A 25696-nucleotide genomic window follows, 5' to 3' on the forward strand; every position below is an offset into this window, starting at 1 on the left:
CGCGTCTGAATCTCACTTGTATGGGATTGAAAGGGTACGGGCTTTAACTCTTACATACCTGTAACGCCGGGTGCCCATTCATCGAGCGCTTTTGCTCGATGGGTGGGATACCGCAAACCTTCGCTGAAAAATTCGTGGGCTTTGCCCCTGAAGAGAGCAAGCTACTGCTGCTGATCCTGCTTCTTCTGCTGATTCGCCTGCTGCCCCTCATCGATCTGCTGCGCGGTCTTCTTCTGGAACCTCTTCGCAATATCCCAGGCAAACTCCTGGAACTCCGAGCCGATAATACCCGTTGCTGTATTTACAAGTCCGTCGCCAAAGGTGTGCTCCAAGCCCTTCTGCTCCCGCGGATAGTAGAGGTTAGAGATTCCGCCCGCAATAATGTTGCCGATCACGTTCGAATAATTCGGCTCCCACCGGTCTGTGCCGTCATGCTTGCATCGCACCGCGGAGATCGCCGCATAGAATGCGCGATGGACGACATTTCCATGTCCCAGCCGGAAGTAACGCGGCTCCTGGTGCCATATACCAGGCAAAAAACCATTGCCGATCATGTTTCCCAGGAACGAATCCGCATACGCTGAGCCGGCACGCTTGAAATACCCCTGCACACCCCAACCGTATCCGTAGTAGTTATCCCCCAACTCCCGGTAGCCGCCAATCAACGCCTGCTGCGCAAAGGTAAACGGATCGATCGACCCGCGAAACGCGAGCTTCATCTTCTGTCCCTTGGTTAACGGGACCACATCTTGAGTAAACGAGGTGTTGAAGGACGGAATGATTCCGAAAGCGCGCTGTGACTCCTGCTTCTTGAGCTGCTGCTGCGCCTTATCGTACTGGCTCTGGTCCGCAGGTTGCTGTCCCGGCTGTTGAGACCCTGAACCCGATTGAGACCCGGCCTGAGAACTCGATTGACTTCCATTATTGCTAGGCGCAGGTTGCTGCTGCTGGAACAGTTCCAGCTCCGCCATCTGTGGCTGAGGCGCATCCGGCAGCTCAGTGGCGGGGGCGTTCTCCTGAACATGCGGAGGACTCTGCGCAATAACGCCAGCCGCAGACAGAATCACCGCGCCGAAACATATCGCCCGAAGGAAATACTGCATTCATCACCAGAAAAGCCGGACCGGGACCGTCTCCAGTGTGCGGCGGGAGTAGGGAGTCCCGGCAGCCGACGGAAGAACAGGCCAGCCTCTCCGGAACGAATCACCCGTCTCTTGAGGTTAACCCACAAGTTATAAAAAGATTGTTTTAGCCGTTAGTTCGTTTTCCTTGAGCCCGGCGTCAGCCGCCGCAGCACAAACTCCTGCAGCACCGTGCTCAGTCCCCGCTCAGCTGTGCCAATCGCAAGATTCGTGAAAACCAGGCCGACACCGCGGTTCGACGGCGGATAGTACAGATTCGACAACCCGGCCGAAATCAAATCTCCGCCAATCGTCGAATAATTCGGCTGCAGTTTCCCGTTATCCCCTTTGCAGATAAACGGGTAAGCCAGCGCATGCTTCAGCCGCGAGCTCGTCGTTCCCGTCCCCTGGTAGTAGTAGCGCGGATCCTGGTGCAGTAGCGCCGGTAGAATTGCTCCGCCAAACATGATATCCGTAAACCCATCCGCGTATCTGGCTCCAACCCGCTCTCCAAATCCCCCCCAGCCCTGCGGATAATTCGGCGAATCCGAAGCCTGATCTACAGTACCCAGGAACGCCGCGGCTGCAAAGCTCACCGGGTCTACAGCCACCCTGAAAGCCAGTTTGAACTTCAACTTGGCCGGCAGCGGCACAGCATTCTGTGCGTCATACACCACGTAGAAATTCGGAATAAACCCCAGAACGCGCTGCTTCTCTGCCACCTGTATCTGTTCGGTCGCAATCTGCAGATTGTCGCCGTATACCGTCACGGAAGTAGAAGCTTCTGACAGCTTCAATTGGATTCCCGTCACCGTGGCAAACTCGCCCGGCTTGACAACCATCTCCTGGGATTTCCAGTCCGCAAAGTCCTTGCCACGAATCGTCACATGGTAAGACACTCCCGGCCTTACCCCGGCAAACTGAAAGAATCCGTTATCGTCACTGTCAACCGAGCGCTGATCCGTAATCGTGCCATCATCCAGCACCACCGTGGCGCCCACCACCACGTCGCCGTATGTATCCACAACCGTGCCTGTGATATGCCCGGGCTGCGCATCTGGAGCCGCCGGCGTCGCCTGTGCCTGCCCCGTCTGTTGCGGCGCTGCCGGTTGCTGCACCTCAACGGGAGCCGTGGCAGGCGGAGCAGAATCCACCTGCTGCGCTGACATCGCCGCCTCAAAACTCAGAATAAAAAAGACAAAAAAGGCTGCGGCAGTCCAGGTTCTTAAGAAAGTACGATTCCAGTACATCATTCCACCAAATCAAAGATTGCCAGTCAGGAATGGCTTGTAAGAAGAAAGACACACACCTTAAAGGCTTTACGCACCTCATCTCCTTTTCGCATATGCAAAAAGGGCGAAGATCCTACTCAGGCGTAACCTCCTGATTAGACGTTTCTCCGCCCTTGCCGCTCCATTTTTTTCGTCGTTTTAACCTACAGCTGTCTGTCGCTCCTTTATCTCCTTTAGCAGCAACTCCACCCGGTCTTCGCTCTCCAGCGCCCGGAACCGCTCTTCCAGTGATTCCTGCTCCAGCACCTCGCTCGCCGCCTCGCTCTCAGCCGAGCGCGCATGCACCTTGCTCTGCATCCGCTCCACGGCGTGAGCCTTGTCGACACCCGCCACCCGCCGCGCCTCTGCGGCACGTCCCACAGCCTTTGCCCGCCTGTGTTCGGCCACCAGCATCTCCGCCCGCGCCCGGGTCTCGCTCAGCTTCTGCTCCAGCTTGCACAGCGCCTGCCGCAAATGGTCCGCCTCCTGCCGCTGCTCCACCACCTGCATCGCAAACCCCTTCTCCAGCGCTTCATGGCTCAGCGAGCGCTCCAGGGCCGCCCTCGCCATGTCATCCTGCCCTTTGCCCACGGCAAGCTCCGCCTTCCGCCGCCAGTCCGCGGTCTCGCGCTCCTGCTCGCCGCGCTTCTTTTCCAGCAGATGCTGATCCGCAATCGCAATCGCCACCTGCGTCTTCAGCTGCATCAGCTGGTTCTCCATGTCCAGAACAATCTGCTTCAGCAGCTTCTCCGGATCCTCCGCTTTGTCGACAAGCTCATTGAGATTGGCGCGCAACAACGTTCCCACTCTTTCAAGTAACGACATAAAAACCTCCTCGGCTACTCGCTCGTCCTGTTACTCGTTCCTCTTGCTACTTGCTCTTCTCCTGAGGCTGCACCGGCTCATCCACTGTCTTCACCAGCGGAATCCCGTTGTTGCCGCTCGGAATGTAAATCGTTGTGTGATTCGGGCTGTTCGCCATCTGTTCTTGAGCCTGAATCGCCTCATGCTGCAGATACCGGTCCGTCAGCGTCGCATTGATAATCTGCTGGGATTTCGCAATGCCTTCTGCGTCCACAATGCGGATCTGAGCCTTCTGCCGCTCCACCTGCACAAGCTGCTCCGTTTGCTGAATCAGCAGCTCGTTCACCTGGATCTTGTTGGCCTCATTCGCGCGCGTCTGGTAGCGGCCGTACACCGGGCCACCCCAAAGCACCAGCCCCAGCACCATCAAGCCGCCAATCGCAACTACCCAAAAACCACGCGCTAAACTCTTTCCCATTTCGTTTCCAGTAACCATAATGTCCTCGTCGATCCCATCCATGTTGCCTACGCAACATTCGTTCTGAACTCTGTCGATTCAGCCTCAGCTTCCAGCTCCATACATTGAGAGCTGAAAGCTGACTGCTGATAGCCAATAGTTAGCTCTTCGTCTCACCATTCGCAGGCTTGTCCTTCATCGCCTTCACGTTCGACATCAACTGCTTGATGTCCATCCCGCTCAGCGCCTCAAACAGTGCCGGAACCTGCGCCGCAATCTTCGTCATGTCTCCGGTGATCTTGTGCACGCCGGCATCTCCGTCGTTTCCAGTGGACACAATCGTGATCTTGTCCACCTTGCTCAGCGGCTCCGCCATTGCGCGAACCACATCGGCCATGTTGGTCAATAGCTTGTCCACAACAGCCGCCTGGTTCCATCCCTGGTAAGCCTCAGCCTTCACCGTCATTGCCTTCGCTTCGGCCTCGCCCTTCTGAAAGATGATCGAAGCCTCAGCCTCGCCCTGCGTGCGAATCGCAGCGGCGCGGCCTTCTGCTTCGGCGGTCAAACGATTCTTCTCCGCGGCAGCCATCGTCTCAATCCGCTGACGGCTGATCTCGGCTTCCTTCAGCACCGTGGCAATCAGTTCCTTCTCATGGCGCGCAATTTCCGCTTCCTGCACCTTGATCTGGCCCTCCTTCTCCACCTGCTGCACCTTCACCTGTTCAGCCGTCACCTGCTGCTGCATAATGTTCGTCTGAATCTCATAAGCCTTATCCGCCTGCGCCTCCTGCCTGCGGCTCTGCTCCGTGTACTCGGCCTTCTTGATATCCAGGTCGCGCTGCGCCTCAGCCTGCCGTGTCTGTGAAGCCGTCTCCGCAATCACGCGGTCCTGGTCAGCCTGCGCCTTGGCTACCGCGGCTTCGCGTGTCGCCGTGGCCCGCAGAATGGCGGTATCGCGCTCAGCTTCGGCGGTCGCCATCTCCGCATCGCGCTTAATCCGAGCAATATCCGGCCGGCCCATATTCGAGATGTACTCGTTCTTGTCGCGAACCTCCTTGATCGTGAACGAAATCACCTCCAGCCCCATCTTGCTCATGTCGTCCGCGCACGTCCCGCGCATCCGATCGCCCACCATCTCCGGCTCTTTCACAATCTGCTCAACGGTCAACTGACCAATAATCCCGCGCAGATGCCCCTCCATCACCAGGCGAATCAATCCCTCGCGCTGCTGCGGAGCCTTCGACAAGAACTGTTCTGCGGCAGTAAGAATCGAAGACTGATCGCTCCGCACCTTGATCTGCGCAACAGCTTCCACCGTCACAGCCACGCCTTGCTTTGTATAAAGGTCCTGCTGCGGAGCCACATCAAAGCTCATCAGCTCAAGGCTCAGTTCCCGGCAGTTCTCCACCATCGGAAAGATCACCGTGCCATGTCCCTTGATCACGCGCGGTCCGCGAAAGCCATACACAATCAGAGCCTCATTCGGGCCGGCCTTGCGATACATCCGCGCCAGAATTCCGATAAGAAGAATCAATGCCAGGACTGACAGTCCAGAAATCAACACAATTTGGTTCATCATTGCATTCCCAGTCCCTTCAACCAGGAAAACGACTTTGTTAAAGGTTCACGTCACATGCCAGGTACAACCACAGTAATCAGGCCTCCTGAGTTACTGTCTGGCGCCGTTGCGTTTACGCGGATAGAGCTTAGCAAGCAGTCCGGCCAGAAAAATCACCACCAGAACGCCCATGTCAGCGAAAATTACCGCGGTGTTGCTCATTGCAGTCCTCAATTTCGGTTGCGGCTAGCGCACGCTCTCGTCCCAGCGGCGAACATACGCAATGCCTTTTTCATACCGCACCACAAAGACCTCTTCCTGTTTTGGAATCGGTAGTCCATCCTCGGAGCGCGCCGGTGCCGAGCGCAGCGCTCCCATTTGCTGGTAAATAATCTCCCCCGTTCCGCCCGTCTGAATCACAGCGGAAACCTTTCCCACCGCTCCAACAACCGCGGTCTCATCGGCAGTCAACTCGCGCTCATGCGGCAGCAGCACGCGTGTCAGAAAGACAAAGACAATCGCTCCTCCTGCTACGCCGCACACCGCCGCCAGCGCCAGCACCACCCCGGCCACAAATCCCCCATACTTCGTCAGCAAATATCCCGAAGCGCCAAACCAGCAGAGAAAAATCATTGCGCTGAAGCCGTTCCACCACGGAACCTTCATCTGCGCCGCGCTCGAAACTCCGTGCGCTGCTCCCGCCACGCTGTGCGGAATATGCACGTGCACATGCCCACCAAAATGCAGATGCCCCATCCCGCCCAGCAGCGCCACCACGCTCAGCATCAACCCAGCCACAAAACAAATCAGGTAAAACATTTCCCAGTTCATAACCACTCCCGACTATTCAAAAGGTCGTCATCCTGACCGTAGCCGTTTTTCAGGCGGAGGGAAGGACCCGCTTTTGTCTTTCTTTCCGTTCCACCACGGCAAGGGGTGCCCCATCCATGCGCAGTTTTTCGCGCATGGGTGGGATAGCACGAACCCTCGCCGTACCTCGTTCTTAGCCCCTTACTCCCTCAGTCCCTTTATTCCCCGGCTTTCTGAGCACCTCAGAAAGCCTATCCACCAACCCCGGCGTCTCAATCACCGCCTCCAGCAGCATCAAACACTCCCGCGTATTCTCATGCTTTGCCAGCGTCAGCAGCGCGCACCGCAAATCCGGATCTCTCCGGAACCGTTCCGCGCCACCCACCAGCCACAGATCCAGCTTGTCCTCCACATCCCGCAGTGGGCTCTCAAGCTCCGTCGAATAACCCTCGGGATCATCCACCAGGTAGCCCGGATGCACCTTGAAAAATGTGGAAAGAGTCTGTCGGCTGGTATTGGTCAGATGGGGCCGCGCTCCGCTTTCAATCTGGGAAAGGTAGCTCTGGCTGATCTTGGAGCCGGTCTCGGCCTCAATGGCCCTTGCCAGCTCCATCTGGCTCATTGCGCGGTCCAGGCCTCTCAAACTGCCTTCCACCTCGCGCAGGTATCGAATTTTGTCGCCGAGCGTCATAACGTTTCTTAAAACCATCCCGCGATTAGGAGTCTTACGAAACGGCCTATCGCAATCCGTAATAACTCTATTGCGAATTGCAATAAACGTCAAGAGGTACGATGCAAATATTTTTCAAAGCCTGTGGAAAACTTTGCATAAGATTATGGCCCTTTGTGGCAGACTCATAAGCAGCAGAAAAAGAAGGCCCGGTCCATCAGGACCGAGCCTTCTTTTTCCAGCCGCAAACATCGCAAAAAAGATGCAGTAAATGTGTATTTTCGCCGCATTTTGGCCGCAAATTCGCAGCCTATTTTTTCCTGTAAGTCTATCAATAAAAATGATTTATACGCAATTTAAATGAAAATACTGATTTTTCTGTATAAATTCTGTATTTCTGTATTTCTGTACCGATGCTACGGGGGGACATTCCAAAGCATCGCCCAGGGGCATCAGGCCTGGGCCCCGGAAAGGCCGTCTGACCCTTCGCCGGATTTTCATTCGCCTCACTCGCATGGCGCGGAGTAAATTGATCGCTGCTGTTATTTCCCTGGATTCAGAAGGAGCACGAAAACCATGCCTAACCCGGTTGTTCACTTTGAAATCATGGGCAAAGACAAACCCGCCCTCGAAACCTTCTACAAGGCAGCCTTTGACTGGCAGCTCCAGCCTGTCATGGATGAATACTCCATGATCTTCCCCGGCTCAGGCCCCGCCGGTGGCATCGGCACCTCGCCCAATGTCGACCACTACGTCAGCTTTTACGTCGAAGTCCCCAGCGTCGCCGCTCACCTTGAGAAAATCGAGTCCCTCGGCGGCAAAAAGCTCATGGGCCCCATGCAGGTTCCCAACGGCCCCGTCATCGGCATGTTCAACGACCCCGCCGGCAACATGGTCGGCATCTGCGAGCCCTTTACGCCACCAGGCATGTAGTATTTTCTGCAATTCAGTCGGGTGCCGGGTGCCCCATTCATCGAGCGCTTTTGCTCGATGGGTGGGATACCTTAAAAGCTCGCTCTCCCACAGAAGGGCTAAAAGCTGCTTTCACGCTGCTGCAAAATCAATAAACCCGCGTGCCGGATTCGTCCCAACCAGCTTCACCTTCACGCGGTCGCCCACATCCAGGCCTTTGGCCCCATGTATCAGCATGCCTTCCACGTGCGGATCAAGCGCCCGCACAAAGGTTCCATGCTGGTTTACGCCGGTGATAATGCCGTCAAAGATCTGCCCGATCCGCGGATGTAGCACCACCGCCGCAATGCGTTTCTGCATATCGCGCTCCACGTGCCGCGCCGCGTCTTCCATCTCCGTGCACCGAGTCGCAATCGCACCGAGCTGCTCTTCGGAGTAAGGCTTCGCCTCACCGCCAACCAGAGCCTTAAGAATCCGCTGCGCCACCATGTCGGGAAACCGCCGGTTCGGCGCCGTCGAATGCGTATAGTCCTGCACCGCCAGGCCAAAGTGTCCCGGCGCTTCAACTCCGGGCCGCACCAGCACGTACTCGCCCGGCCCCATCAGCTTCACCACGGAAAGCGAGAGGTCCGGAAACCGCTCCGGATCAGCCTTTTTTCTCTCCAGCAAAAACTCATTCAGCGCCTTCGAATCCGGCTCCGCGGGCAGCGTCGTTCCCAGCCCTTCGGCAAGCTGCACAATTCTGTCCCACCGCTTCGGCACCCGCACCACGCGCCGAATCGATGCCACCTTCGCATCCTCAAAGTGCCGCGCCATCACGCCGTTGGCCGCCACCATGAACTCTTCAATCAGGCTTGTCGCGCGGTTCTTCTCCTGCCGCGCAATATCGGTCGGCTGGTCTCCCTGCATCACCGGCCGCGTCTCCATCGATTCAAGGTCCAGCGCCCCATGCTGAAACCGCGCACCCACCATCCGCCGCGCCGCCTCATCCTGCAGCTTCAGCTGAGCGGCCAAATCCGCATTCGCAGCCACCTTCGCTGGAGCCTGCCCGGTACCCTCAAGCCACGCGCCAACACTCGGGTAAGCAAGTTGCGCCCGGTTCCGCACCAGCGCCCGATAAGCCTTACCGTCGCTAGCCGCGCCGCTGGCGTCGACGCAATACTCAATCACAATCGCCGCGCGATCCTCATTCTCATTGAGCGACGTCGCACCCTCCGAAAGCTCCGCCGGCAGCATCGGAAACACCTTCACGCCGGTATACACCGAAGTCGTCTCACTCTGCGCATGCTTGTCGATCACGGAACCGAGATGCACCCGCGCATCCACATCCGCAACGCCAACCAGCACACGAATCCGCCCGTCCGGACCTTCATCGGCCAGCTTCTCCGCCCACTCAATCTGATCCAGATCCTTGGAGGTGTCATTGTCGATTGACGACCACAGCAGCGAACGAAGGTCCTTCGGTCCTTCGGGCAGGCGATCATCAGAGAGAATCGCCGCCAGCTCCTTGTCCGTTCCTTGCGGGAAATCCGGCTGAAATCCATGTTCCAGCATTGCCGCATGCGCCGCGGCCACAAGATTAAAGTGCACAGGCTGACCTGAACTCATCTATTCAACTCCGGTTCGCAACTCGCAGCCTATCACTTCACACCATGGCTCATGGATTTTCCTGATCCCTGACCCCTGATCTCTGATCGCTGTCTTTAATCCGTCGACGGAATCACGTTGACCGTCAGGTACACGCTGTGGCTCACCACCGCGTTATCTATATAAGCCGTAGCCGTCAAAGTCACCGTTGTCGTGCCAAGCGGAGTTCCCGCACCGTTCGAACCTTTATTAGTACTGTTGCACCCCACGCCGGCACCGCACAGTCCAGCCAGCAGTAGAACCAGCGCCCCAAATCGCCGCAACCGTCGCGCCCTGCGTCCCACTGGCGCAAGCAATACAACCAGCGCCAGAGCCATCCCGCCGCCCGCGCGCAGCCACATCGGACCATTGCCGCGGTGTGCCGAGCTGCTCGATGGCCCGCCAGTTTTATACGTCTGCACCGTGAAGGTGACCGTCCCCGTAGGCGTCACCTGCACCGGATTCGGCGTACACGTCATATCGTCCTGCGGCAGCACATTGCACGTCACCTGGATCTGGCTGGTGTAGCCCGCCAGTCCCGCAACAATAAAGGCCGCTTGCCCCGAATCTCCTTTGGGAATCGTCAGGCTCGCCGGAGGCGTCACCGGAGCGATCGTGAAATCCTGTACCGTCACCGTCACAGCACTCGATGTTCCCGGCGCAAAATACGAATCTCCCACATAAACAGCCGTGATCGTGTCCTGTCCCGCAGGCAGCGTCGCAATGGTGAAAGTAGCCGTCGAGCTGTTCCCAAGCGCAATCATCAGCGTGCCGGTGCCAATCACTGTAGTGCCGTTGTAGAAGGTGACTTTGCCGGTGGGATTTTGTTCGTACGTCGCAGGCGGCGCGGTAGTCGGCGTCACCGTAGCTGTAAAGTTGATAGCCTGCCCCGGACCGGCAACCGTCGGCGCCGCTGTGAGCGTCACCGTATCCGGCAGCAGCGCAGCCGTCAGGCTCACAGCATTTGAGGTGCTGCCCGCATAATTCGTATCGCCGGAGTAAACCGCCGTGACCAGGTGCGATTTGGTGGTGTCGAGCATGAGGTTCGACAGCGTAGCGCTGTAAGAACTCACCTGCTGCGTTCCCAGCAGCGTCGCTCCGTCATAGAAACTGACGGTTCCAGTCGGCGCAATCGATGTCGAGACACCAGCGGCAGCATTGACAACAGCCGTCAGAGCTACCGGAATACCCACCTGCAGTGTGGTCGGAGCAGCAGTCAGCGTTGTGGTTGAGGCAAATTTTGAAACGGTAATGGTCACAGCAGGCGAGGTCGAAGACACGTAATTGTCATCGCCGTTGTACACCGCCTGCAGAGCGTGTGAGCCTGCGGCAGGAGCCGTAATACTGAACGATGCTGCGGTAACACTGCCCGCGGTTGCAAGTGCTGCTGTCCCCGTTGCCTTGCCGTCCACATTCAGCGTAACCGCGCCTGTTGGATTGTCCTCGCCAATCGGTGGCGTACCAACCGTGACAGGCACAGAAACCGCAAGGCTTGCGCCTCCAACGGGAGTCGTCGTCGCTGGCGTCACGGTAAGCGATGTGGAGCTCTTTTCCATCGTCACCACAACCTGCTGCGAATCCTTCGCGGCGTAACTGGAATCGCCGGAATAGCTCGCGATCACATTGTTGCCGCCAACCGCTAGTCCGGAGGTTACGGCCAGAATCGAAGTTCCCGTGCCGTCCAGCTGCACCGGACTGCCCGTAAGCTGCGCGCCGGTTGTCGCATTGGTAAATGTGACGCTCCCAGTCGGCGTGGCTCCGCCGGTGTTCGAGATCACCACGCACGTGAAGGTGACCTTTGCGGAAGGATTGTACGTATCGTTGGCTACCGTGGGGCTAAAGGTAAGCGAAACAGTAGTGTCGCCCGTGCCGTTAGCGTCAGGATTTTGGGCAAAGCTGCTGCTCGTCGCCGCCATCCAGGCGAAGGCAAGCAATGCAGCCATCCATCCCAAGCTCTTTCTCAGTGCCATTCTCTGCTCTGGTGCGCCTGACGGTTGCAACAGGTTCTATTGTCGGGTGAAAAGCCCTTTGATGCTTATCACTTTCGTGGATCAGTGCTAGCTGGCACTGATTGTAGCGTGGCTGCCCACAATGCGAACTTCATCGTCAAACAGTTATCATTAGAAGGGAGCTTTTTCCAACAATGATTCGTCGTCTTGCCCTCTTTGCTCTTGTTCCGCTTTCGTGCTCTGCCGTATTTGCCCAATCTCCGGCCGCGCCGGCAACCCCGCAGATAGTCGGCGTCGCATCCGCCGCTGGTCCGGAGCTGATCGAGTTCCAGAAGGTCGAAGACTCGTGGTCTGCCTCCATCAACAGCCGCGATCAGTATGGTTTGGAACTGGTGCTCTCGCCCCTATACGTCGATATTGCCGCCAGTGGCGACGTAACCACTCGCAACCAGCAACTGGCGCAGATCATCAACGCTGAAGACAAAACGATGCACCTTGACCAGCATGCCATCACCGTTCGCACGCTCGGCGATGTGGCCGTGGTGAACGGTACTTACACGCTGCATCACAAGGGCGCAACCGGACCCGTGGACGAAAAAGGCATCTTTACCCACGTCTTCCAGCGCGTACACAACAGCTGGCTCTGCATCAACGCCCAGCGCACAGTGCTACGGGAAGATGGGCCGCCAACCAAAACCAAGAAGAAAACAGACGCGGAGCTGCCCTTCCACATTCCCATCTTCAGCAAGAACTAGCCGGGAAGGCTGGCCTCTTTAGGTCGCCGAGCTCCCTGCACCCTAATCGACACGTGCACCAGGCTCAGCGCCGCGGGCGTCACACCCGGAATCCTGCTGGCCTGCCCAATGGTGCCAGGCCGTACACGCTCCAGCTTTTCCTGCATCTCCCGTGAGAGGCCGCTGATAATGCGGTACTCCAGCCACGCGGGAATCTGCACGCCCTCCGCCGCCTTGAGCTTCTCGATCGACTTGCGTTGCTGGTCCAGATACCCGGCAAACTTGATCTCCGTCTCAACAGCCCGCGCCTCATTGCGGAAGACCGCGCGCTCGACTGGATCCTGCTCCGGCAATTCCGCGCCGAAGGCGCCACTGCCTGGACGGCCAGTCCACTGCACAGCAAGCAGCACCGGCTCAATTTTCACCTCAGGACGCTTCAATAATTGTGCCCAGGTCTGCCCCGCCACAGAGGTCAAACCCTCAAGCCCCGCCGCGCGCAGTCCCGCTTCATCTGCCTTCTTCGCCGTCAGCAGCTTTTCCAGTGCCGTCATCCGGGCCTGCTTCTGCTCAAACTCCGCCCACGCCGCATCGCCAATCAAGCCCAGCTTGCGCCCATACGGTGTCAGACGCCGGTCCGCGTTGTCGATTCGCAGATGCAGTCGAAATTCCGCCCTTGAAGTGAACATTCGATACGGCTCGTTGGTTCCCTTCGAAATCAGGTCGTCGATCAGGATGCCGGTATAACCCTCCGTCCGGTCCATAGTGAAAGGCGGCTCGCCCTTCACCCGAAGCGCTGCATTGATGCCCGCCATTAGCCCCTGGCACGCAGCCTCTTCATACCCACTCGTTCCATTGATCTGGCCGGCCAGGTAAAGGCCCTCCATGCTTTTCACACACAGGGCACGGTCCAGCTCCGTTGCGTCCACGCTGTCGTATTCGATGGCATAGCCAGGCCGCAGCATCTCCGCCTCATCCAGTCCAGGAATCGACCGCACGATCTGCCACTGCACCTCCATCGGCAGGGAAGTGGACATGCCATTGACGTACACCTCATGCGTGTTGAGGCCCTCGGGCTCAAGGAAGAACTGGTGCTGTGTCTTGTCCGGAAACTTGACGACCTTGTCTTCGATCGATGGGCAATACCGCGGCCCAACACCCTCGATCTGGCCTGAATACATCGCGGAGCGATGTACGTTCTCGCGAATCACCCGCAGTGTCTCCGGCGTGGTGAAGGCAATATGGCAGCTCACCTGCGGCTGCACAATCTTCTTTGTACGGAAGCTGAAGGGCGTCGGCTCAGCATCCCCCGGCTGTTCCTCAAACATCTCCCACTTGATCGTCCGCCCATCCAACCGCGGAGGCGTTCCGGTCTTCAGCCGCGTCGTTCGCAACCCAAGCCGCCGCAATGCCTCACCCAGCAACACGGACGCTGGTTCACCGGAACGCCCCGCCGGATAGCGCTCCTCGCCGCAGTGAATCAGCCCATTCAGGAACGTCCCGGTCGTGATAATCGTCGCCCCAGCCAAAAGCTGCCTTCCATCCCGCAGCTTCAACCCCAGCACGCGGCGGTGTCCCTCGTCCCTCGTCCCTTGTCCCTCTTCCAGCACCAGATCGACGACTTCAGCCTGCCGGATATGCAGCCCCGCCTGGCCCTCCAGCACCTCACGCATCTTCACGCGGTACAGCGCCTTATCGCACTGAGCCCTCGGACTCCAGACCGCAGGCCCGCGCGATGTATTCAGCAGCCGGAACTGGATGCCGACGGCGTCAGCGACCTCGCCCATAATGCCGCCCAGGGCGTCCACCTCGCGCACCAGGTGCCCCTTCGCTATGCCGCCGATGGCCGGATTGCAGCTCATCTGCGCAATGAGGTCGAGGTTCATCGTAATCAGCGCCGTTTTCAGCCCCATCCGGGCAGCCGCCATCGCCGCCTCGCAACCAGCGTGACCCGCGCCCACTACGGCAATGTCGTAACGCTCCGTAAAAACCATTCACTTTTATTCTAGCGGCGATTACATTTTCATGAGCGGCATACTCAGCCGCCAACATGAGCAATAGTCACGATCTCCATCTCTCATACGGAGGAACCGACTGATTATGTTCGCAACCCGGCTTAGGCAACCTCAATCTTCCCAGCGCTCTGGAGCGTATGCAAATCCGATTGCGCGCGAAGAGACACCGCACGCGGCCCGCGTGCAGCCTGCCTGGAACTTCGGCGGCATCTCGATTTTCGGTGAGAAAACCAGTTCCGATCGCAACAACGAAGAGGACATGCGCGTCGACGGGCCGCAAAAAGGAGAGACGGACCAGCACGGATCCGGTTCTGGAAGCGGATCTGGATCGGGCTCAGGGGCAGGTTCCGGCTCAGGCTCAGGCTCTGGATCGGTGGCCAGTGCGGCGGCCACGCCTGTGGCCGTTCGCAATGGCCCGCACCACACGCCTATCGACGATCCAGACAACGTTGGTATGGCGATTGCCATCACGCTTACCTCATCGACAGGAAAAGACGAGGATATGAGTGTTGTTCAGGATAGTGAGCAGGTTAGCGAATCTAACAATCACACGGGGAGCTGTAAAGACCTTCCAGCAAGCCACTCCAACAATAGTGACTTCATGACCGGTTTTCCAATTCCAGACGATCAGCATGGAACCCCTCGCAGCAAGGTGCTCGACCGCGCCGACAACCATGGCGGCGATGGATCCTATGATCGCGCTCAACTCGACATCTTTAAGGGCGCGTCGGGTGGCACGCCCCATGTAATTCCTCACTCCGGCTACGTCGTTCGCAGAAGCATCATCACAGGCGCGGGGAAAAGCATCGTTCTGCGCACGGAGAAATCCCCAAAGGCTGCCACGATAAACAGCTTTTCCACCGAAGCCGGTCCTTCGGCGGCACAGCATGAGGATGTCACGGTCAGGGCGGCGACACGCGCCCCCGGTGGTGGAGGAAGCGGATCAGGCAGTGGCTCAGGTGGCGGATCGGGCACTAGAACGGGCAGCGGCTCAGGACACTGATCTGTGCCGCAGGAACTCCCGCATGAATCTTCTTCGCTACCCCATGCTGCGGTTGTGAGCGGAATGAGGACTGGAAAAATCTCCGCCCCCGGAATACCATCCTCGCAATGCACGCCAAAATCCCGCTTCAGGGAGGCCACTCGTCGCATGGGTTCAACACACTGCAATTGGGAGCAACAATCTGCTCCTCCCGTTTCCCCCGTCGCTCAATCTCCGGAAGAACTCAAGGAAGAATCTCGCAATATTCGCCGCCTGCAGATGGTGGTCAACATGGTCGCGCAGGTCATCGCGCAGGATGCTTCGATCTCTGTTGAGCAAGCCTCGGAGATGGTGGCAGATACACGCCGTCTCGCTCTGGGAATGTTTCCAGACAAGGAGCTGGCCTTCAACCTGATCTTCTGGCCAAGGCTGCAGCGGCTGATGCGCGAGCGCTACCGGATGCAATAAACCTATTTATTGTCCATCGCAGTGAGCTGGAAGGTAATAGTGCCCCAGAAGAGACGCGCCCGCATTTGGACGGGCAGATGCCGGTCGTCATCTGTGTACCAGATCCAAATGTTGCCGCGATTTTTTACTACTCCGGCGTCTGCTGTGGGCTGCACGCGCAGAGTCTTGAACGTCCCTAGCGGCGTCTTGATCTGCTCGCGGCCCTCTACTTTGAGCGTCACCGGCACTGTATGCATTGCGTCTACAACTGGAACCACAAAGCTTTGGCCCACCTCCATCGGCTGCGAGGCGGCGTAAAAGACGCCAGTCAACAGGTCCGTCAGGCAGCCAGTGATGGGCTGCTCAATGTGCTTGGTCTGCCCGGTGACCAGGTTTTTTTCGTCCAGCACAGACTTCGTAGCGCCGTAGTCCAGTCGCAGGGTGGAATTGACCTGACGGCGACCCTCCACTGTCTGCTTGTCGAACTCATAGGTGCAGCCCTTGGCGCGGTCGAAGCTCGACTGGAACTTGTCGGTGACGTGGAAGAGAAGGTTGATGGCGCCTGCCGTGTCAGCGGTGGCGGAGATCTTCTCGCGGTCGCCCGCCGCTTCAAAGTGAAGGACCGCAGTCCCGGCAGGGAAAACACGCCAGTCTACGGAGTAAGTCAGGGTCTGTTTTTGTGGAAAGCTGAAACCGGGCCGAGGTGCTGGAAGTGCGGCAGTCTGCTGCCCGAAGAGGGGAGCGGCAAGCGCAAAAACACACAAAAAACAGGCTGGAACCCTTGTATACTTCGTCACCGGCGCTTTTCAGGCTCCTTAACAAATTTCACGTGGTCATTGGACGATTGCCGCACGGAATCGTTCATGGCCGCCCGCGCAAAAGCTCACTCATAACCGGCCGGAGGAGGACCAGGCTCAAATACAAACAGATTGCTCCCAAAAGAGCATTGTACTCGCGGTGTTTAAGGTAGAGTGCCAGAGAAAAGCTGCCTCGTTCGCCTTCTTGGGGAGCGCGTACCAAAGTGATACGCGGAATCAAACGAGGAACTTGCCGGCAGTAAGCGTCAAAGCCCGGAAATGTGGCTCGGAGAAATCGCTCTTCGGAGATGATAACTGGGACATAAATGGCTACAAACATAATGGTTAGCGCCAAAGCTACGGCCCAACTCTCGAGCGCTACGGCAAAGCCTGCTGCAATCAGGATTGAACCGAGGTAGAGCGGATTTCGCACCCATGCGTAGGGCCCCGTGATGGTAAGCTCTTGATTTTTCTTCACGTACCCCGAGGCGTAACCGCGCAGCCATAGGCCCGGAATCACAAGCGCCAGGCTCCAGGTCACAGCTCTCGGATCCGGTTCACGCCGCCATAGCTCGAAGAGATAAAGCGCAGCCGTGGCAAAACCCAGTGGCACGCGAATCCTCCGCGCAATGCGCTGCCAGCGAGCAATCCAGTCGTTTCCGGTTGTTTTATTCCCGCTCATCGCACTGCCTCCCCATCGCGAACTCCGCCCCGCAGTTCGTCGGCGGCTTGTAGCACTTCCGCCGGCTGAATCGTGAGCAATCCGGCCTCTGGCTCCGCGCGCCGGGTATGGTCGCGGCGGCTTTCCGCACTTCGCAGCACCCGAAATCGAGCCCAGCCACGTGCGCCGAAGGGCCCGTTCCGCGCCGGATCCGTGGGGCCAAAGATGCCCACGACCGGCTTACCAAGGGCACAGGCTAAATGAAGCGGGCCGGTATCGCCTGCAATGGCAAGACTTACCCGCCGCGTGAGTGCAATCAGCTGGCTGAGCGAGCAGGTTGCGGGCAGAGCTGCGCCGCCGGATTGCGTGCGAATGGCTTCGGCAAGCTCTTCTTCACCCGGTCCTGCATTCACCACCACGGAGAAGCCGCGCTCGACCAGTCCGCGCGCCACCGCCGCATAGCGCTCTACCGGCCAGCGTTTGGCGCCCCAGCCAGCCCCGGGATTGAGAAGGGCAATCGGTTGAACAGCGTAATCCGAGCTCCTGCGCGAGCCCGCAGCAGGTTTCACGCCGAGCAACGTGTCGCACCAGAATTCCGCCTCCGGATCGACAGGCAGGAGCGGCAGAATCGGTTGCAGGGCGTCACCAGCTACAGCGGAGGCCACTTCTACATCCTGCTCAATGACATGCACCCCGCAAGTCTCCACCCGCTCGGTAAAGAGCCACTTTGCTGCGGGTTCACGCGGAATAGCCTCGCCAATAACCCGACGGCATCCAGCCAGACGCCCAATCATTGCCGAGCGGATCGCGCCCTGAAAATCGAGAACTGCATCGTAGCGGCTGGCAAGCAGACTGCGTCGTAAACTGCTGATCTTACGGATCGTGTTTCTGCTCAATGGACTGCGTGCCCATGCCTTCACCGCCGCGGGATGGATGTTGTCCACCAGCGGCTGATCCGGTCCTCGGTCGAATCGTGCCCCGGATTCCGATATAGGCCGTGCAGTTAGAAGAGGCGCCCAGGCCGGTTCCACCACCCAGTCGATCTGCCAACCCGGATGCGCCTGGCGAAGAGCCGTAACCGCGGGAAGGGCGTGAAGAATGTCCCCCATGGCGCCCAGACGAACCACGAGTAGACGAAACTGGGACTGCGTACGCAAGTTTCCATTTTCTCATAGGGAGCGATCTGCTTCGCCGCTCTGAATCTTGCCAATCAGCCAGTCGATCGCTGCCGATTCGTTCTCGATCTCGGTTCGCAGAGGGACGCTTTTCAGTGACAGGCCGTTGGCCATTTTGCCAAGTCGAACAGCATCTTTTTCCGTGGTGAGCAGGGTGGACGCCCTGGTGCTCTCTAGAGCAGCCCGCAGCTTCTGGAGATCGCTTTGCGCGTAAGCATGGTGATCCGGGAAGGGAATTCGTTCGGCAAGTTGCACTCCTGCGGCTTCGAGCCCCGCGAAGAACTGCTCCGGACGCGCAATGCCGCAGAATGCGACGACTGGCCCATCCACACCAGGCACATCCATGCGGCGATGCAGCTTCCAGATGGGCTTATCCCAGCCCCCTCTTTGCAGCTCGGCTTCCAGTGCGAGTTCATCGGCAGGAATTGCTACCACATCGGCTCGCTTGATCGCGTTTCGTTCTTCCCGCAAATTGCCGGCCGGCAAAAGTCGATCCCGCCAATCATGCTCGTCGAGCAGCAAAATGTCCACATTCCGGTAAAGCTGGCGATGCTGAAAGCCGTCATCGAGAAGATGCACCGCAGGGCCATCCGGCGTCTGTTCAGACTCTGCCAGTAATCCTGCCTCATACCGCTCCGCATCCACGTACACCGGCACGCCGGCCTCTCGTGCAATCAACATCGGCTCATCCCCAAAGTGCTGCGCACTGCCTTGTTGTTGGACGAGCGCAGTGTCTCTGTCAGCGCGCCCATATCCTCGGGAAAGTACGTCCACATGGAAGCCTCTGGCCGTCAGCGCTCGCGCGAGAGCAATTGTCAGCGGAGTCTTGCCCGTACCGCCTGTCGAGAGATTTCCAATGCTAACAACAGGCCATTCCAGTTCCCATTCCACCTCACGCCCGGATGCCAGCCTCCGCTCGCGCAGGGCCAGGCCTAGCTTGTAGAGCGGCACAAACGGGGCAAGCCATGCACGCGTGAACTGATTCATGAGTCTCTCCCCAGAAGCGTGCGAATCGCTTCAACGCTGCGGGCGGTCGCTCCAGCTTGCCGCTCAAAGACCTCACGGGCGCGTGCGCCTAAGGCTTCCGCAGCGACGCGGTTGTTCACGAGATCGATCAAAGCATCGGCAAAAGCCTCTTTGCCGGCGATCCGGATGGCATTGTGGGTGCGCAGGTCGTCTACCATCGCGCGGAAGTTTTCATAGTTCGGTCCCATCACAATCGGCACTCCAAACTGCGCTGGCTCCAGGGGGTTATGTCCGCCGGCGGCGACGAGGCTGCCACCGACAAAGGCGATGGATGCCAGAGAGTAGACCGAAGCCAACTCTCCGATCGTATCCAGAAGAATAATCTGACCCGCCTGCAATGTCTCAGAAAACGGGCCATTCCAGGTAGAACGTCGTATCCAGTTATGGCCTGAAGCATCAAGCAGGGCGGCAACCGTCCCGAATCGCTCCGGATGACGCGGAGCAAGGAGGAGAGCGAGATTGGGATCGGCGGCCAGCAGTTTCGGCCAAACTTCAAGGAGAGCGGTTTCCTCGCCCTCGAGCGTGCTGCCCGCGATGAGGAAGCGCAGATTTGTCCCGCGGGCCTTTAACTCGTTTGTCGCCTTTGATTCTCCGCTGGAGCGCACGTCAAACTTCAGGTTTCCCGCCACCGAGACCCGCTCCGGTGTACAGCCAATCGTCTTGAGCCGCTCCGCGTCGAGTTCGCTCTGAGCCGATACCAAGGTGAGCTGCGCAAGAAACGGCTTCCATAGGCTGCGGAGCGCTCGATACCGCGGCCAGGAGCGGTCAGAGATGCGCGCATTTACGACCGCGACCGGAATTCCGCGCCGGAAGCAGCCATTAAGCAGATTCGGCCAAAACTCGGTCTCGGCCAGAATCAGGAGTTTTGGCTGGATAGCGTTGAGGTATGCCCGGACGGCCCAGGGTAGATCGAGCGGACAGTAGAAGACGCGATCAGGGCCGAAGCGTTCGCGCGCGAGAGCCTGTCCGGTCCGGGTTGTGGTTGAAATCAGCAGCCTATGGTTCGGAAACGCGGCGTCAAGTTCTTTGACCAAGCGTGAGACTGCCAGCACCTCCCCCACCGAGACCGCGTGCAGCCAGATCACAGGCTTACCAGCCAGGCGAAGCCCGTGCGGAATACTCCCAAGCCTTTGTCGGATGCCTTCGCGGTACTTCGCCGTCGTGGCAATCTGCCATAGCCACCACGGCAGACCAAGGATGAGCACAGCAAGCAAGGCGAGGTTGTAGAAAAATAGAATCATCCGCTACGAATTTCGCCTTCTTTCGGTCTAATCCATCAAATGATACAGTCGATGGCGATGAGAGTTGCGCGCTTGTTTTCGTTGCTTGCCCTGGTTTCGGTGCTGTGGTTCTCTCCTGCGGTTGAGGCGAATGATCATGCGCAGCCGCCGGTGCAGCCCGCTACTACCTTTGCCGCCGTGGAGGTTCATGCGGACGAGAAGGTTGCCATTGCCGCTGAGCCGTACGACACCAAAGAGAAAGAGGCGCTCTTTCGCGTGGATTACCTGGCCCACGGTGTGATGCCGGTGCGGCTGATCGTGACCAACAACGGCGACAAGCCAATTTCTTTGCGCGACGCACGCATTCTCTTTGAGACGGCGGGCGGGGATCGCATCCAGACGGCGGAGCCTGAGGACGTGGAACGGCTGATGACGCGCAAGGAGCGTGAAGGCGGAAAAGTTCCGATGCCTGGCCCTATCCCCTCCATCAAGCTCAAACCGAAGGCCAGTAACAAGGACATTGAGGCGGACTTCAACACGTTTGAGTATGGAGCACTTGTTGTCGAGGCGCACACCACGCGCGCCGGATTTCTCTTTTACGACGTGTCGCAGCTTGACCATCCGCTGAAAAACGCCAAGCTCTATCTGTACAAGTTACGGAATGCCGAAGGCGACGAGCTGTTTTATTTCGAGATTCCTTTCGACAAGTATTTGCAGTCGAAGTCCAGCCAGATGAACTGAGCTGATATGCCAGGGGATGTTAGGATGCACTCGTCGTAGTGTGTTTACTTTGGCAGTTGGAGTTGAGTTTGGCTCGTAAACCGGATTATGGCATTGATGCTCCGGGCGTGATCCGGAATATGTTCATCGCAGGGGCTCTTTTTCTCGTTGTCGCGCTGGTCTTTCCGAAGGTGACCATCGGTCCTCTCGTGTTTCTGCTTATACCGGGCTTTTTCTGGCCTGCCGGATGGTTTTTCCTGACAGGCATCTTGATGCTGATCTATGCGCTGGCCGGAAAATTCCGCCATCGCGAACGGATGCTGGCCAAGGTGTCATGGAATAGTTCTGAGCAGGTGTTGGATGTAGGCACGGGGCGTGGGTTGTTGCTCATCGGCGCGGCCAAGCGCCTGACAAGCGGACATGCGACGGGCATTGACATATGGAACGCGGAGGACCTTTCGGGCAACGGGCCAGAAGGATTGAAGGCGAATATCGCCATGGAAGGCGTGGGCGAGCACACGACTATTCTGAGCGAGGATGCGCAGAAGGTGAGTTTTGCTGATGGGACGTTCGATGTGGTTCTCTCGAATCTCTGCCTGCACAATATCTACAACAAGCCGGGTAGGGCGAAGGCCTGCAGCGAGATTGTGCGCGTGCTCAAGCCAGGTGGAGTGGCCGTGATCTCCGACTACAAGCATGTGAGAGAGTACGCGAGCGAATTTACGAAGAACGGACTGCGCGTGGAGTTGTGCTCTCTGGACTGGACCGGAACTTTTCCGCCGTTGCGGATGCTGGTGGCGCGGAAGACGGCTTGAGCAGTGCTATTCGTAATAGGTAGCGGAGGTGGTGTCCGTTTCCCAGATGGTGCAGTCCTTGACGCGCACGCGGCCCGATGTCATTTCGTGGAGCTGATCGCTGGTCTGATCGTAGAAGTAGCGGGCGAGGTTCTCGGCTGAGGGGTTGATCTCTGTGAACGGCTCCAGGTCATTCAGCATCTGGTGGTCGATGCGGTCGATGACCGGACGCATGACGTGTTTGAGCTGCTTGAAGTCGAGGAGAAGGCCGGTCTGGTCAAGCTCTTTGCCGATCAGCGTGACGCGCACCTTGTAATTGTGTCCGTGAGGGTTTTCGCAGCGGCCGTGGTAGTTGCGGAGATAGTGGCCGGAGGAAAAACCCGCGTCTACTGTGACTTCGTACATGATTCGTCTTAAACTCGCGGGAAAGGGTCCCTGCTTTGATTTTAGTAGTTCTTGCCGCGGCGTTTCTGTCGTGCGGTCAGGCGGGCTTCTTCGCTGCGGCGGTCTACTTGTTCAAAGAGGTGGCTCATAGTGCCGATGAGTGCTGAGGCCAGGCCGGCGAGCATCAGCAGGAGGGCGACGGTGCGCCATAGAGAGCCGTTGGCCGGCAGCCCCGGCTGAAAACCGGAGGGAATGAGCGACATGCCGCCCGCGATCAGCGCGAAGAAGGCAAGAACTGCGGCAAGGATGTAGAAGTTGCGGGACATGGCTCAGCTTCAATTTTACGCGGCGCGAATAAGCGAGACCGAGTCGATGATGTCTACGCTAGCTGCGAGGAATTCAGATTCCATGCGGGCGACTGAGCCATTGAGGTCGATGGCTCGGCAGGCGTCGCGAAGGATGGCGGCGGGCAGGCCGAGACGGCGGGCGTCGAGTGCGGAGAAGCCGACGCAGTAGTCATAGGCCAGGCCGGCGAGAAAGATGCGGGTGAGGCCGCGTTCGCGGAGATAGCCTGCTAGGCCGGTGGGTGTGGAGCGATCGTTCTCGAAGAAGGCGGAGTAAGAGTCGATCTCCGGGCGGAAGCCTTTGCGGAGGATCAGTTCCGCTTGCGTTAGCTTGAGGTCGGGGTGGAACTCCGCGCCGGGGCTGCCCTGGATGCAGTGGTCCGGCCAGAGGGTTTGCGGGCCGTAGCTCAGTTCGATCTGCTCGAAGGGATGCTTGCCGGGATGTGCTGAGGCGAAGGACTTGTGGCTGGGCGTGTGCCAGTCCTGCGTGAGGATCACGTGATCGAAGAGCGGGGCGATGCGCTGGATGATCGGGACGACTTCATCGCCGCCGGTGACGGCGAGCGCTCCGCCGGGGCAGAAATCGTTCTGGACGTCGATAACGAGGAGTGCGTCGGTGGGTGTGATCTTCATGGCTCTGGTTCCTGCTCGAAGAACCGTTCTACGTCGCGTATTTCGGTGGTGACGCGGTAGGGCGGCAGGGATTGCAGGAAGGTCTGGCCGTAGCGTTGGCGGCGGATGCGCGGGTCGAGGAGAACCAGCACACCGCGATCTTCCAGCGAGCGGATGAGACGGCCGAAGCCTTGCTTGAGGGTGAGGACAGCTTCGGGAACCTGGTAGTCGAAGAAGGGTTTGCCGCCGGCTTCTTCGATGGCTTTCATGCGGGCCTGGACGACAGGGTCGTTGGGAACGGCGAAGGGCAGCCGGTCGACGATGACGCAGCTGAGCGCTTCGCCCTGCACGTCTACACCCTGCCAGAAGCTGGAGGTGCCGAAGAGGACGGCGTTGGGCGTCATGCGGAACTCGTCTAGCAAAGCGTGGCGCGGAGCGGTGCCGTGGAGCAGGATTGGGTAATCGAGCACGGGCAGGAGGCGCTCGTAGAGGTCTCGCATCTGGCTGTAGCTGGTGAAGAGGCAGAAGGCGCGGCCTTTGGTGATGTCGAGGATGCGGCGGATGCAGTCGGCGGCCATGGCGGGGAAGTCGGGATCGCGCGGGTCGGGCATCTCGGGCGGGAGATAGAGTACGGCCTGCTCACCGTATTTAAAGTGCGAGGGAATGACGAGTTCGCGCGCGCCTTCGAGGCCGAGTCTTTTCTCCAAGTGCTGAAAGCCGCCTTGGACGGTGAGCGTGGCCGAGGTGAGGACGACTGTGGGGATTGCTTCGAAGACCAGTTCGCGGAGGAGTTCAGAGACATCGATGGGTGTGGCCTGGACGAAGGTGGCACGGTTGCCTGTGTTGCGGCCGCCGGAGGCGCGGCGTTCGAGCCAGTAGACGAGGTTCGAGGCGTCGGACTCCATGACGAATTCGAGCTCGCCACGGAGGCGGGCGATGCGCTTGCGGAGGCCGGGGACTTCATCGGCTTTGACGCCTTCGAGGTCGGCTTCCATGCGCTGGAGGGTGGCGCGGACGCTGAGGTAGAGGTCACCGGAGGTTTCGAGGAATTCTTCGCGCTGGGCGAAGGGCTGGCGTCCGTCGCCGATGGGCAGAGCGGAGAAGAAGAGCCGGGCGCGGTCGCGGAGCTGCTGGGTTACGCCAACGAGATTGCCTGCGCCTTCTTTGCCGCGGAGCTGCACATCGAGATCGCGGGCCAGCTCTTCGAAGCGGATGTTTGAGACGGAGAGGCCGAAGTAGCTGGAGGCAATTTCTTCGAGCTCGTGGGCTTCGTCGAAGATCACTGCGGCGGCTTCCGGGAGTATTCCGGCATCGGGTGCGCCGGCTGCTTCGCGCTTGACGGAGAGGTCGGCGAAGAAGAGGTGGTGGTTGACGATGAGGATGTCGGATTCAAGGGCGCGGCGGCGCATCTCCGTGATGAAGCAGCGCTGGTAGCTGGGGCAGGTCTGGCCCAGGCAGGCCTCGGAGCGGGCGTCGAGCTTGTGCCAGAGGGCGCTGGACTCGGGCAGGCCGGAGAGCTCGGCGCGATCGCCGGTTTCGGTGGTCTGTTCCCACTCGGCGATCTGGCGGTACTGGTCGATTTCTTCAAGGCCGTTGAGGATGGGTTGATCGCGGAGCTGGACGAGCTTGTGGCGGCAGAGATAGTTGGCTCGGCCCTTCATGTAGCAGACGTTCAGATCGCCGAGGAGAGATTCGAGGAAAGGGATGTCACGGAAGTAGAGCTGATCCTGTAAAGCCTTGGTTCCAGTGGAGATAATGACGCGCTGGCCGGTGCGGAGAGCGGGCAGGAGGTAGGCCAGCGTCTTGCCGGTGCCGGTGCCTGCTTCCACGATGAGGTGGCGGCGCTCCGAGAGCGCCTGCTCGATGGCTTTAGCCATCTGGAGCTGGCCGGGGCGGTATTCAAAGGGTAGTTTGGATTGCGCGAGGATGCCGCCGGAGGAGAAAAACTCGTGCAGGGAGGGCAAGGTGCGCGGCTGGGAAGCTGTCGAGGCCATCGGCGGTTCTTTTCATCATAGAGTGGATCGCCGGTTTTACAGATTTACAGATTCTGGTGGCGAGGAGGGGGGTACCCCCTTGCTTACAGATTTACAGAATTACAGGTTCTGGTGGCTGACAGGGGGGTGGGGGGCACTTCTATCCGCATTCTCAGTGACGGGCGCGGCTCATGTGCTGAATGTTCCTGCGGTGCTGTTCCATGGCCAGTCTTTCGGCTTCCATTGCGACGCTGAATTCACGCCTGGACCAGAAAAGGTCGTCGAAGGTCTGGCCTGGAGGAACTGCTGAGCGGGGTCGTTCTGAGTGGTGAGGAGCAGGGCGCGGATCATGGCGGAGACGGACATATTGCGGCGCGCGGCGGCGAGGCGTGCGTGCTGGTAGAGCTCGTCTGAAACCTGGATGGTGATGTTGGGCATAGTGGCTCCTTAAGGCAGGGAATAGGGGACGGGGAACAGAAAAGAAAAAGGCCCGAATCCGCGAGGGGATCGGGCCTTTTTCTGCTGCTGATTATGAGTGTTTCAGAAAACCACTTAAAGATGTGCAAACTTTCTTTGGGTGGGGACGTTACGAAAGGACATGGACGAAAGTAATGGGTGACAAGGACAAGAGCCGAAT

The 25696-nt window shown here is 58.7% G+C and carries 26 protein-coding genes; 6 read left to right on the top strand and 20 right to left on the bottom strand.

Annotation, left to right across the window (positions count from 1 at the left end; all coding sequences use genetic code 11):
- Positions 1 to 161 precede the first annotated feature (161 nt).
- From VO84_RS12850 to VO84_RS12880, 7 genes are all read right to left on the bottom strand, one after another.
- Positions 162 to 1103: a hypothetical protein gene (locus tag VO84_RS12850; protein WP_058188014.1), complete on the bottom strand. Its 942-nt coding sequence runs from the start codon at positions 1101 to 1103 to the stop codon at positions 162 to 164.
- Between the two features lie 152 nt (positions 1104 to 1255).
- The gene (locus VO84_RS12855) at positions 1256 to 2290 is read right to left on the bottom strand and encodes a carboxypeptidase-like regulatory domain-containing protein (protein WP_082662075.1); all 1035 of its coding nucleotides are present in this window, start codon (positions 2288 to 2290) and stop codon (positions 1256 to 1258) included.
- Positions 2291 to 2551: 261 nt separating this feature from the next.
- Positions 2552 to 3217, bottom strand: a complete 666-nt coding sequence (locus tag VO84_RS12860; RefSeq protein ID WP_058188015.1) for a PspA/IM30 family protein — start codon at positions 3215 to 3217, stop codon at positions 2552 to 2554.
- Between the two features lie 46 nt (positions 3218 to 3263).
- Positions 3264 to 3674: a hypothetical protein gene (locus VO84_RS12865; protein ID WP_157439869.1), complete on the bottom strand. Its 411-nt coding sequence runs from the start codon at positions 3672 to 3674 to the stop codon at positions 3264 to 3266.
- A 139-nt stretch (positions 3675 to 3813) separates the two neighbouring features.
- Positions 3814 to 5232, bottom strand: a complete 1419-nt coding sequence (locus VO84_RS12870) for a flotillin family protein (protein ID WP_058188017.1) — start codon at positions 5230 to 5232, stop codon at positions 3814 to 3816.
- A 225-nt stretch (positions 5233 to 5457) separates the two neighbouring features.
- A complete protein-coding gene (locus tag VO84_RS12875; RefSeq protein WP_082661947.1) occupies positions 5458 to 6042 on the bottom strand; it encodes an NfeD family protein in 585 nt (194 codons plus the stop codon).
- A 172-nt stretch (positions 6043 to 6214) separates the two neighbouring features.
- The gene (locus VO84_RS12880; RefSeq protein ID WP_231737910.1) at positions 6215 to 6730 is read right to left on the bottom strand and encodes a helix-turn-helix domain-containing protein; all 516 of its coding nucleotides are present in this window, start codon (positions 6728 to 6730) and stop codon (positions 6215 to 6217) included.
- A gap of 537 nt (positions 6731 to 7267) precedes the next feature.
- Here VO84_RS12880 and VO84_RS12885 point away from each other — a divergent pair.
- The gene (locus VO84_RS12885) at positions 7268 to 7624 is read left to right on the top strand and encodes a VOC family protein (protein WP_058188019.1); all 357 of its coding nucleotides are present in this window, start codon (positions 7268 to 7270) and stop codon (positions 7622 to 7624) included.
- A 111-nt stretch (positions 7625 to 7735) separates the two neighbouring features.
- Here VO84_RS12885 and VO84_RS12890 read toward each other — a convergent pair whose 3' ends face one another.
- Both VO84_RS12890 and VO84_RS12895 read right to left on the bottom strand, forming a co-directional pair.
- On the bottom strand, positions 7736 to 9211 hold the full coding sequence (locus tag VO84_RS12890) for an RNB domain-containing ribonuclease (RefSeq protein ID WP_058188020.1): 1476 nt from the start codon (positions 9209 to 9211) through the stop codon (positions 7736 to 7738).
- Positions 9212 to 9306: 95 nt separating this feature from the next.
- A complete protein-coding gene (locus VO84_RS12895) occupies positions 9307 to 11199 on the bottom strand; it encodes an Ig-like domain-containing protein (protein WP_082661948.1) in 1893 nt (630 codons plus the stop codon).
- A gap of 173 nt (positions 11200 to 11372) precedes the next feature.
- On the opposite strand from VO84_RS12895, the gene VO84_RS12900 reads away from it, so the two are divergent.
- Positions 11373 to 11933: a nuclear transport factor 2 family protein gene (locus VO84_RS12900; protein WP_058188022.1), complete on the top strand. Its 561-nt coding sequence runs from the start codon at positions 11373 to 11375 to the stop codon at positions 11931 to 11933.
- Here VO84_RS12900 and mnmG read toward each other — a convergent pair.
- On the bottom strand, positions 11930 to 13903 hold the full coding sequence (gene mnmG / locus VO84_RS12905) for a tRNA uridine-5-carboxymethylaminomethyl(34) synthesis enzyme MnmG (protein ID WP_058188023.1): 1974 nt from the start codon (positions 13901 to 13903) through the stop codon (positions 11930 to 11932). The two genes, VO84_RS12900 and mnmG, sit on opposite strands and share 4 nt — an antisense overlap.
- Before the next feature lie 106 nt (positions 13904 to 14009).
- On the opposite strand from mnmG, the gene VO84_RS12910 reads away from it, so the two are divergent.
- On the top strand, positions 14010 to 14927 hold the full coding sequence (locus VO84_RS12910) for a hypothetical protein (protein WP_058188024.1): 918 nt from the start codon (positions 14010 to 14012) through the stop codon (positions 14925 to 14927).
- Between the two features lie 147 nt (positions 14928 to 15074).
- A complete protein-coding gene (locus VO84_RS12915; RefSeq protein ID WP_058188025.1) occupies positions 15075 to 15374 on the top strand; it encodes a hypothetical protein in 300 nt (99 codons plus the stop codon).
- 2 nt (positions 15375 to 15376) lie between these two features.
- Here the strand turns inward: VO84_RS12915 and VO84_RS12920 are convergent, their stop codons facing one another.
- The 5 genes from VO84_RS12920 to VO84_RS12940 all read right to left on the bottom strand — a co-directional run bounded on the left by VO84_RS12920 (position 15377) and on the right by VO84_RS12940 (position 20253).
- Complete coding sequence (locus tag VO84_RS12920; RefSeq protein ID WP_231737911.1) at positions 15377 to 16150, bottom strand: DUF3108 domain-containing protein; 774 nt, start codon at positions 16148 to 16150, stop codon at positions 15377 to 15379.
- Between the two features lie 64 nt (positions 16151 to 16214).
- Complete coding sequence (locus tag VO84_RS12925) at positions 16215 to 16832, bottom strand: methyltransferase family protein (RefSeq protein ID WP_058188026.1); 618 nt, start codon at positions 16830 to 16832, stop codon at positions 16215 to 16217.
- Complete coding sequence (locus VO84_RS12930; RefSeq protein WP_231737912.1) at positions 16829 to 17968, bottom strand: glycosyltransferase family 9 protein; 1140 nt, start codon at positions 17966 to 17968, stop codon at positions 16829 to 16831. Before VO84_RS12930 ends, VO84_RS12925 begins: the two co-directional genes overlap by 4 nt.
- A 12-nt stretch (positions 17969 to 17980) precedes the next feature.
- Positions 17981 to 18973, bottom strand: a complete 993-nt coding sequence (gene lpxK / locus VO84_RS12935) for a tetraacyldisaccharide 4'-kinase (protein ID WP_058188027.1) — start codon at positions 18971 to 18973, stop codon at positions 17981 to 17983.
- Positions 18970 to 20253, bottom strand: a complete 1284-nt coding sequence (locus VO84_RS12940; protein WP_058188028.1) for a 3-deoxy-D-manno-octulosonic acid transferase — start codon at positions 20251 to 20253, stop codon at positions 18970 to 18972. The genes lpxK and VO84_RS12940 overlap by 4 nt, the downstream gene beginning before the upstream one ends.
- A 51-nt stretch (positions 20254 to 20304) precedes the next feature.
- Between VO84_RS12940 and VO84_RS12945 the strand changes: the two genes are divergently transcribed.
- Together VO84_RS12945 and VO84_RS12950 are read left to right on the top strand one after the other, a co-directional pair.
- On the top strand, positions 20305 to 20973 hold the full coding sequence (locus VO84_RS12945) for a hypothetical protein (protein ID WP_058188029.1): 669 nt from the start codon (positions 20305 to 20307) through the stop codon (positions 20971 to 20973).
- A 68-nt stretch (positions 20974 to 21041) separates the two neighbouring features.
- Positions 21042 to 21767, top strand: coding sequence for a class I SAM-dependent methyltransferase (locus VO84_RS12950; protein WP_058188030.1), 726 nt, complete (start codon positions 21042 to 21044; stop codon positions 21765 to 21767).
- Positions 21768 to 21773: 6 nt separating this feature from the next.
- On the opposite strand, the gene queD is transcribed toward VO84_RS12950, so the two are convergent.
- The 5 genes from queD to VO84_RS12975 form a co-directional block, all read right to left on the bottom strand.
- Positions 21774 to 22151: a 6-carboxytetrahydropterin synthase QueD gene (gene queD / locus VO84_RS12955; RefSeq protein WP_058188031.1), complete on the bottom strand. Its 378-nt coding sequence runs from the start codon at positions 22149 to 22151 to the stop codon at positions 21774 to 21776.
- A 41-nt stretch (positions 22152 to 22192) separates the two neighbouring features.
- A complete protein-coding gene (locus VO84_RS12960) occupies positions 22193 to 22456 on the bottom strand; it encodes a hypothetical protein (RefSeq protein WP_058188032.1) in 264 nt (87 codons plus the stop codon).
- Between the two features lie 15 nt (positions 22457 to 22471).
- Positions 22472 to 23107 (bottom strand): bifunctional nicotinamidase/pyrazinamidase, encoded by a 636-nt coding sequence (pncA, locus tag VO84_RS12965; protein WP_058188033.1) that lies wholly within the window; start codon positions 23105 to 23107, stop codon positions 22472 to 22474.
- Entirely contained in the window at positions 23104 to 25080 is a 1977-nt protein-coding gene (locus VO84_RS12970) for an ATP-dependent DNA helicase (RefSeq protein WP_058188034.1), read from the bottom strand. Before VO84_RS12970 ends, pncA begins: the two co-directional genes overlap by 4 nt.
- A 168-nt stretch (positions 25081 to 25248) precedes the next feature.
- The gene (locus VO84_RS12975) at positions 25249 to 25497 is read right to left on the bottom strand and encodes a CopG family transcriptional regulator (RefSeq protein ID WP_058188035.1); all 249 of its coding nucleotides are present in this window, start codon (positions 25495 to 25497) and stop codon (positions 25249 to 25251) included.
- Between the last annotated feature and the right edge of the window lie 199 nt (positions 25498 to 25696).

This window comes from Occallatibacter gabretensis (assembly GCF_001449115.1).
Taxonomy (GTDB): Bacteria; Acidobacteriota; Terriglobia; order Terriglobales; family Acidobacteriaceae; genus Telmatobacter; species Telmatobacter gabretensis.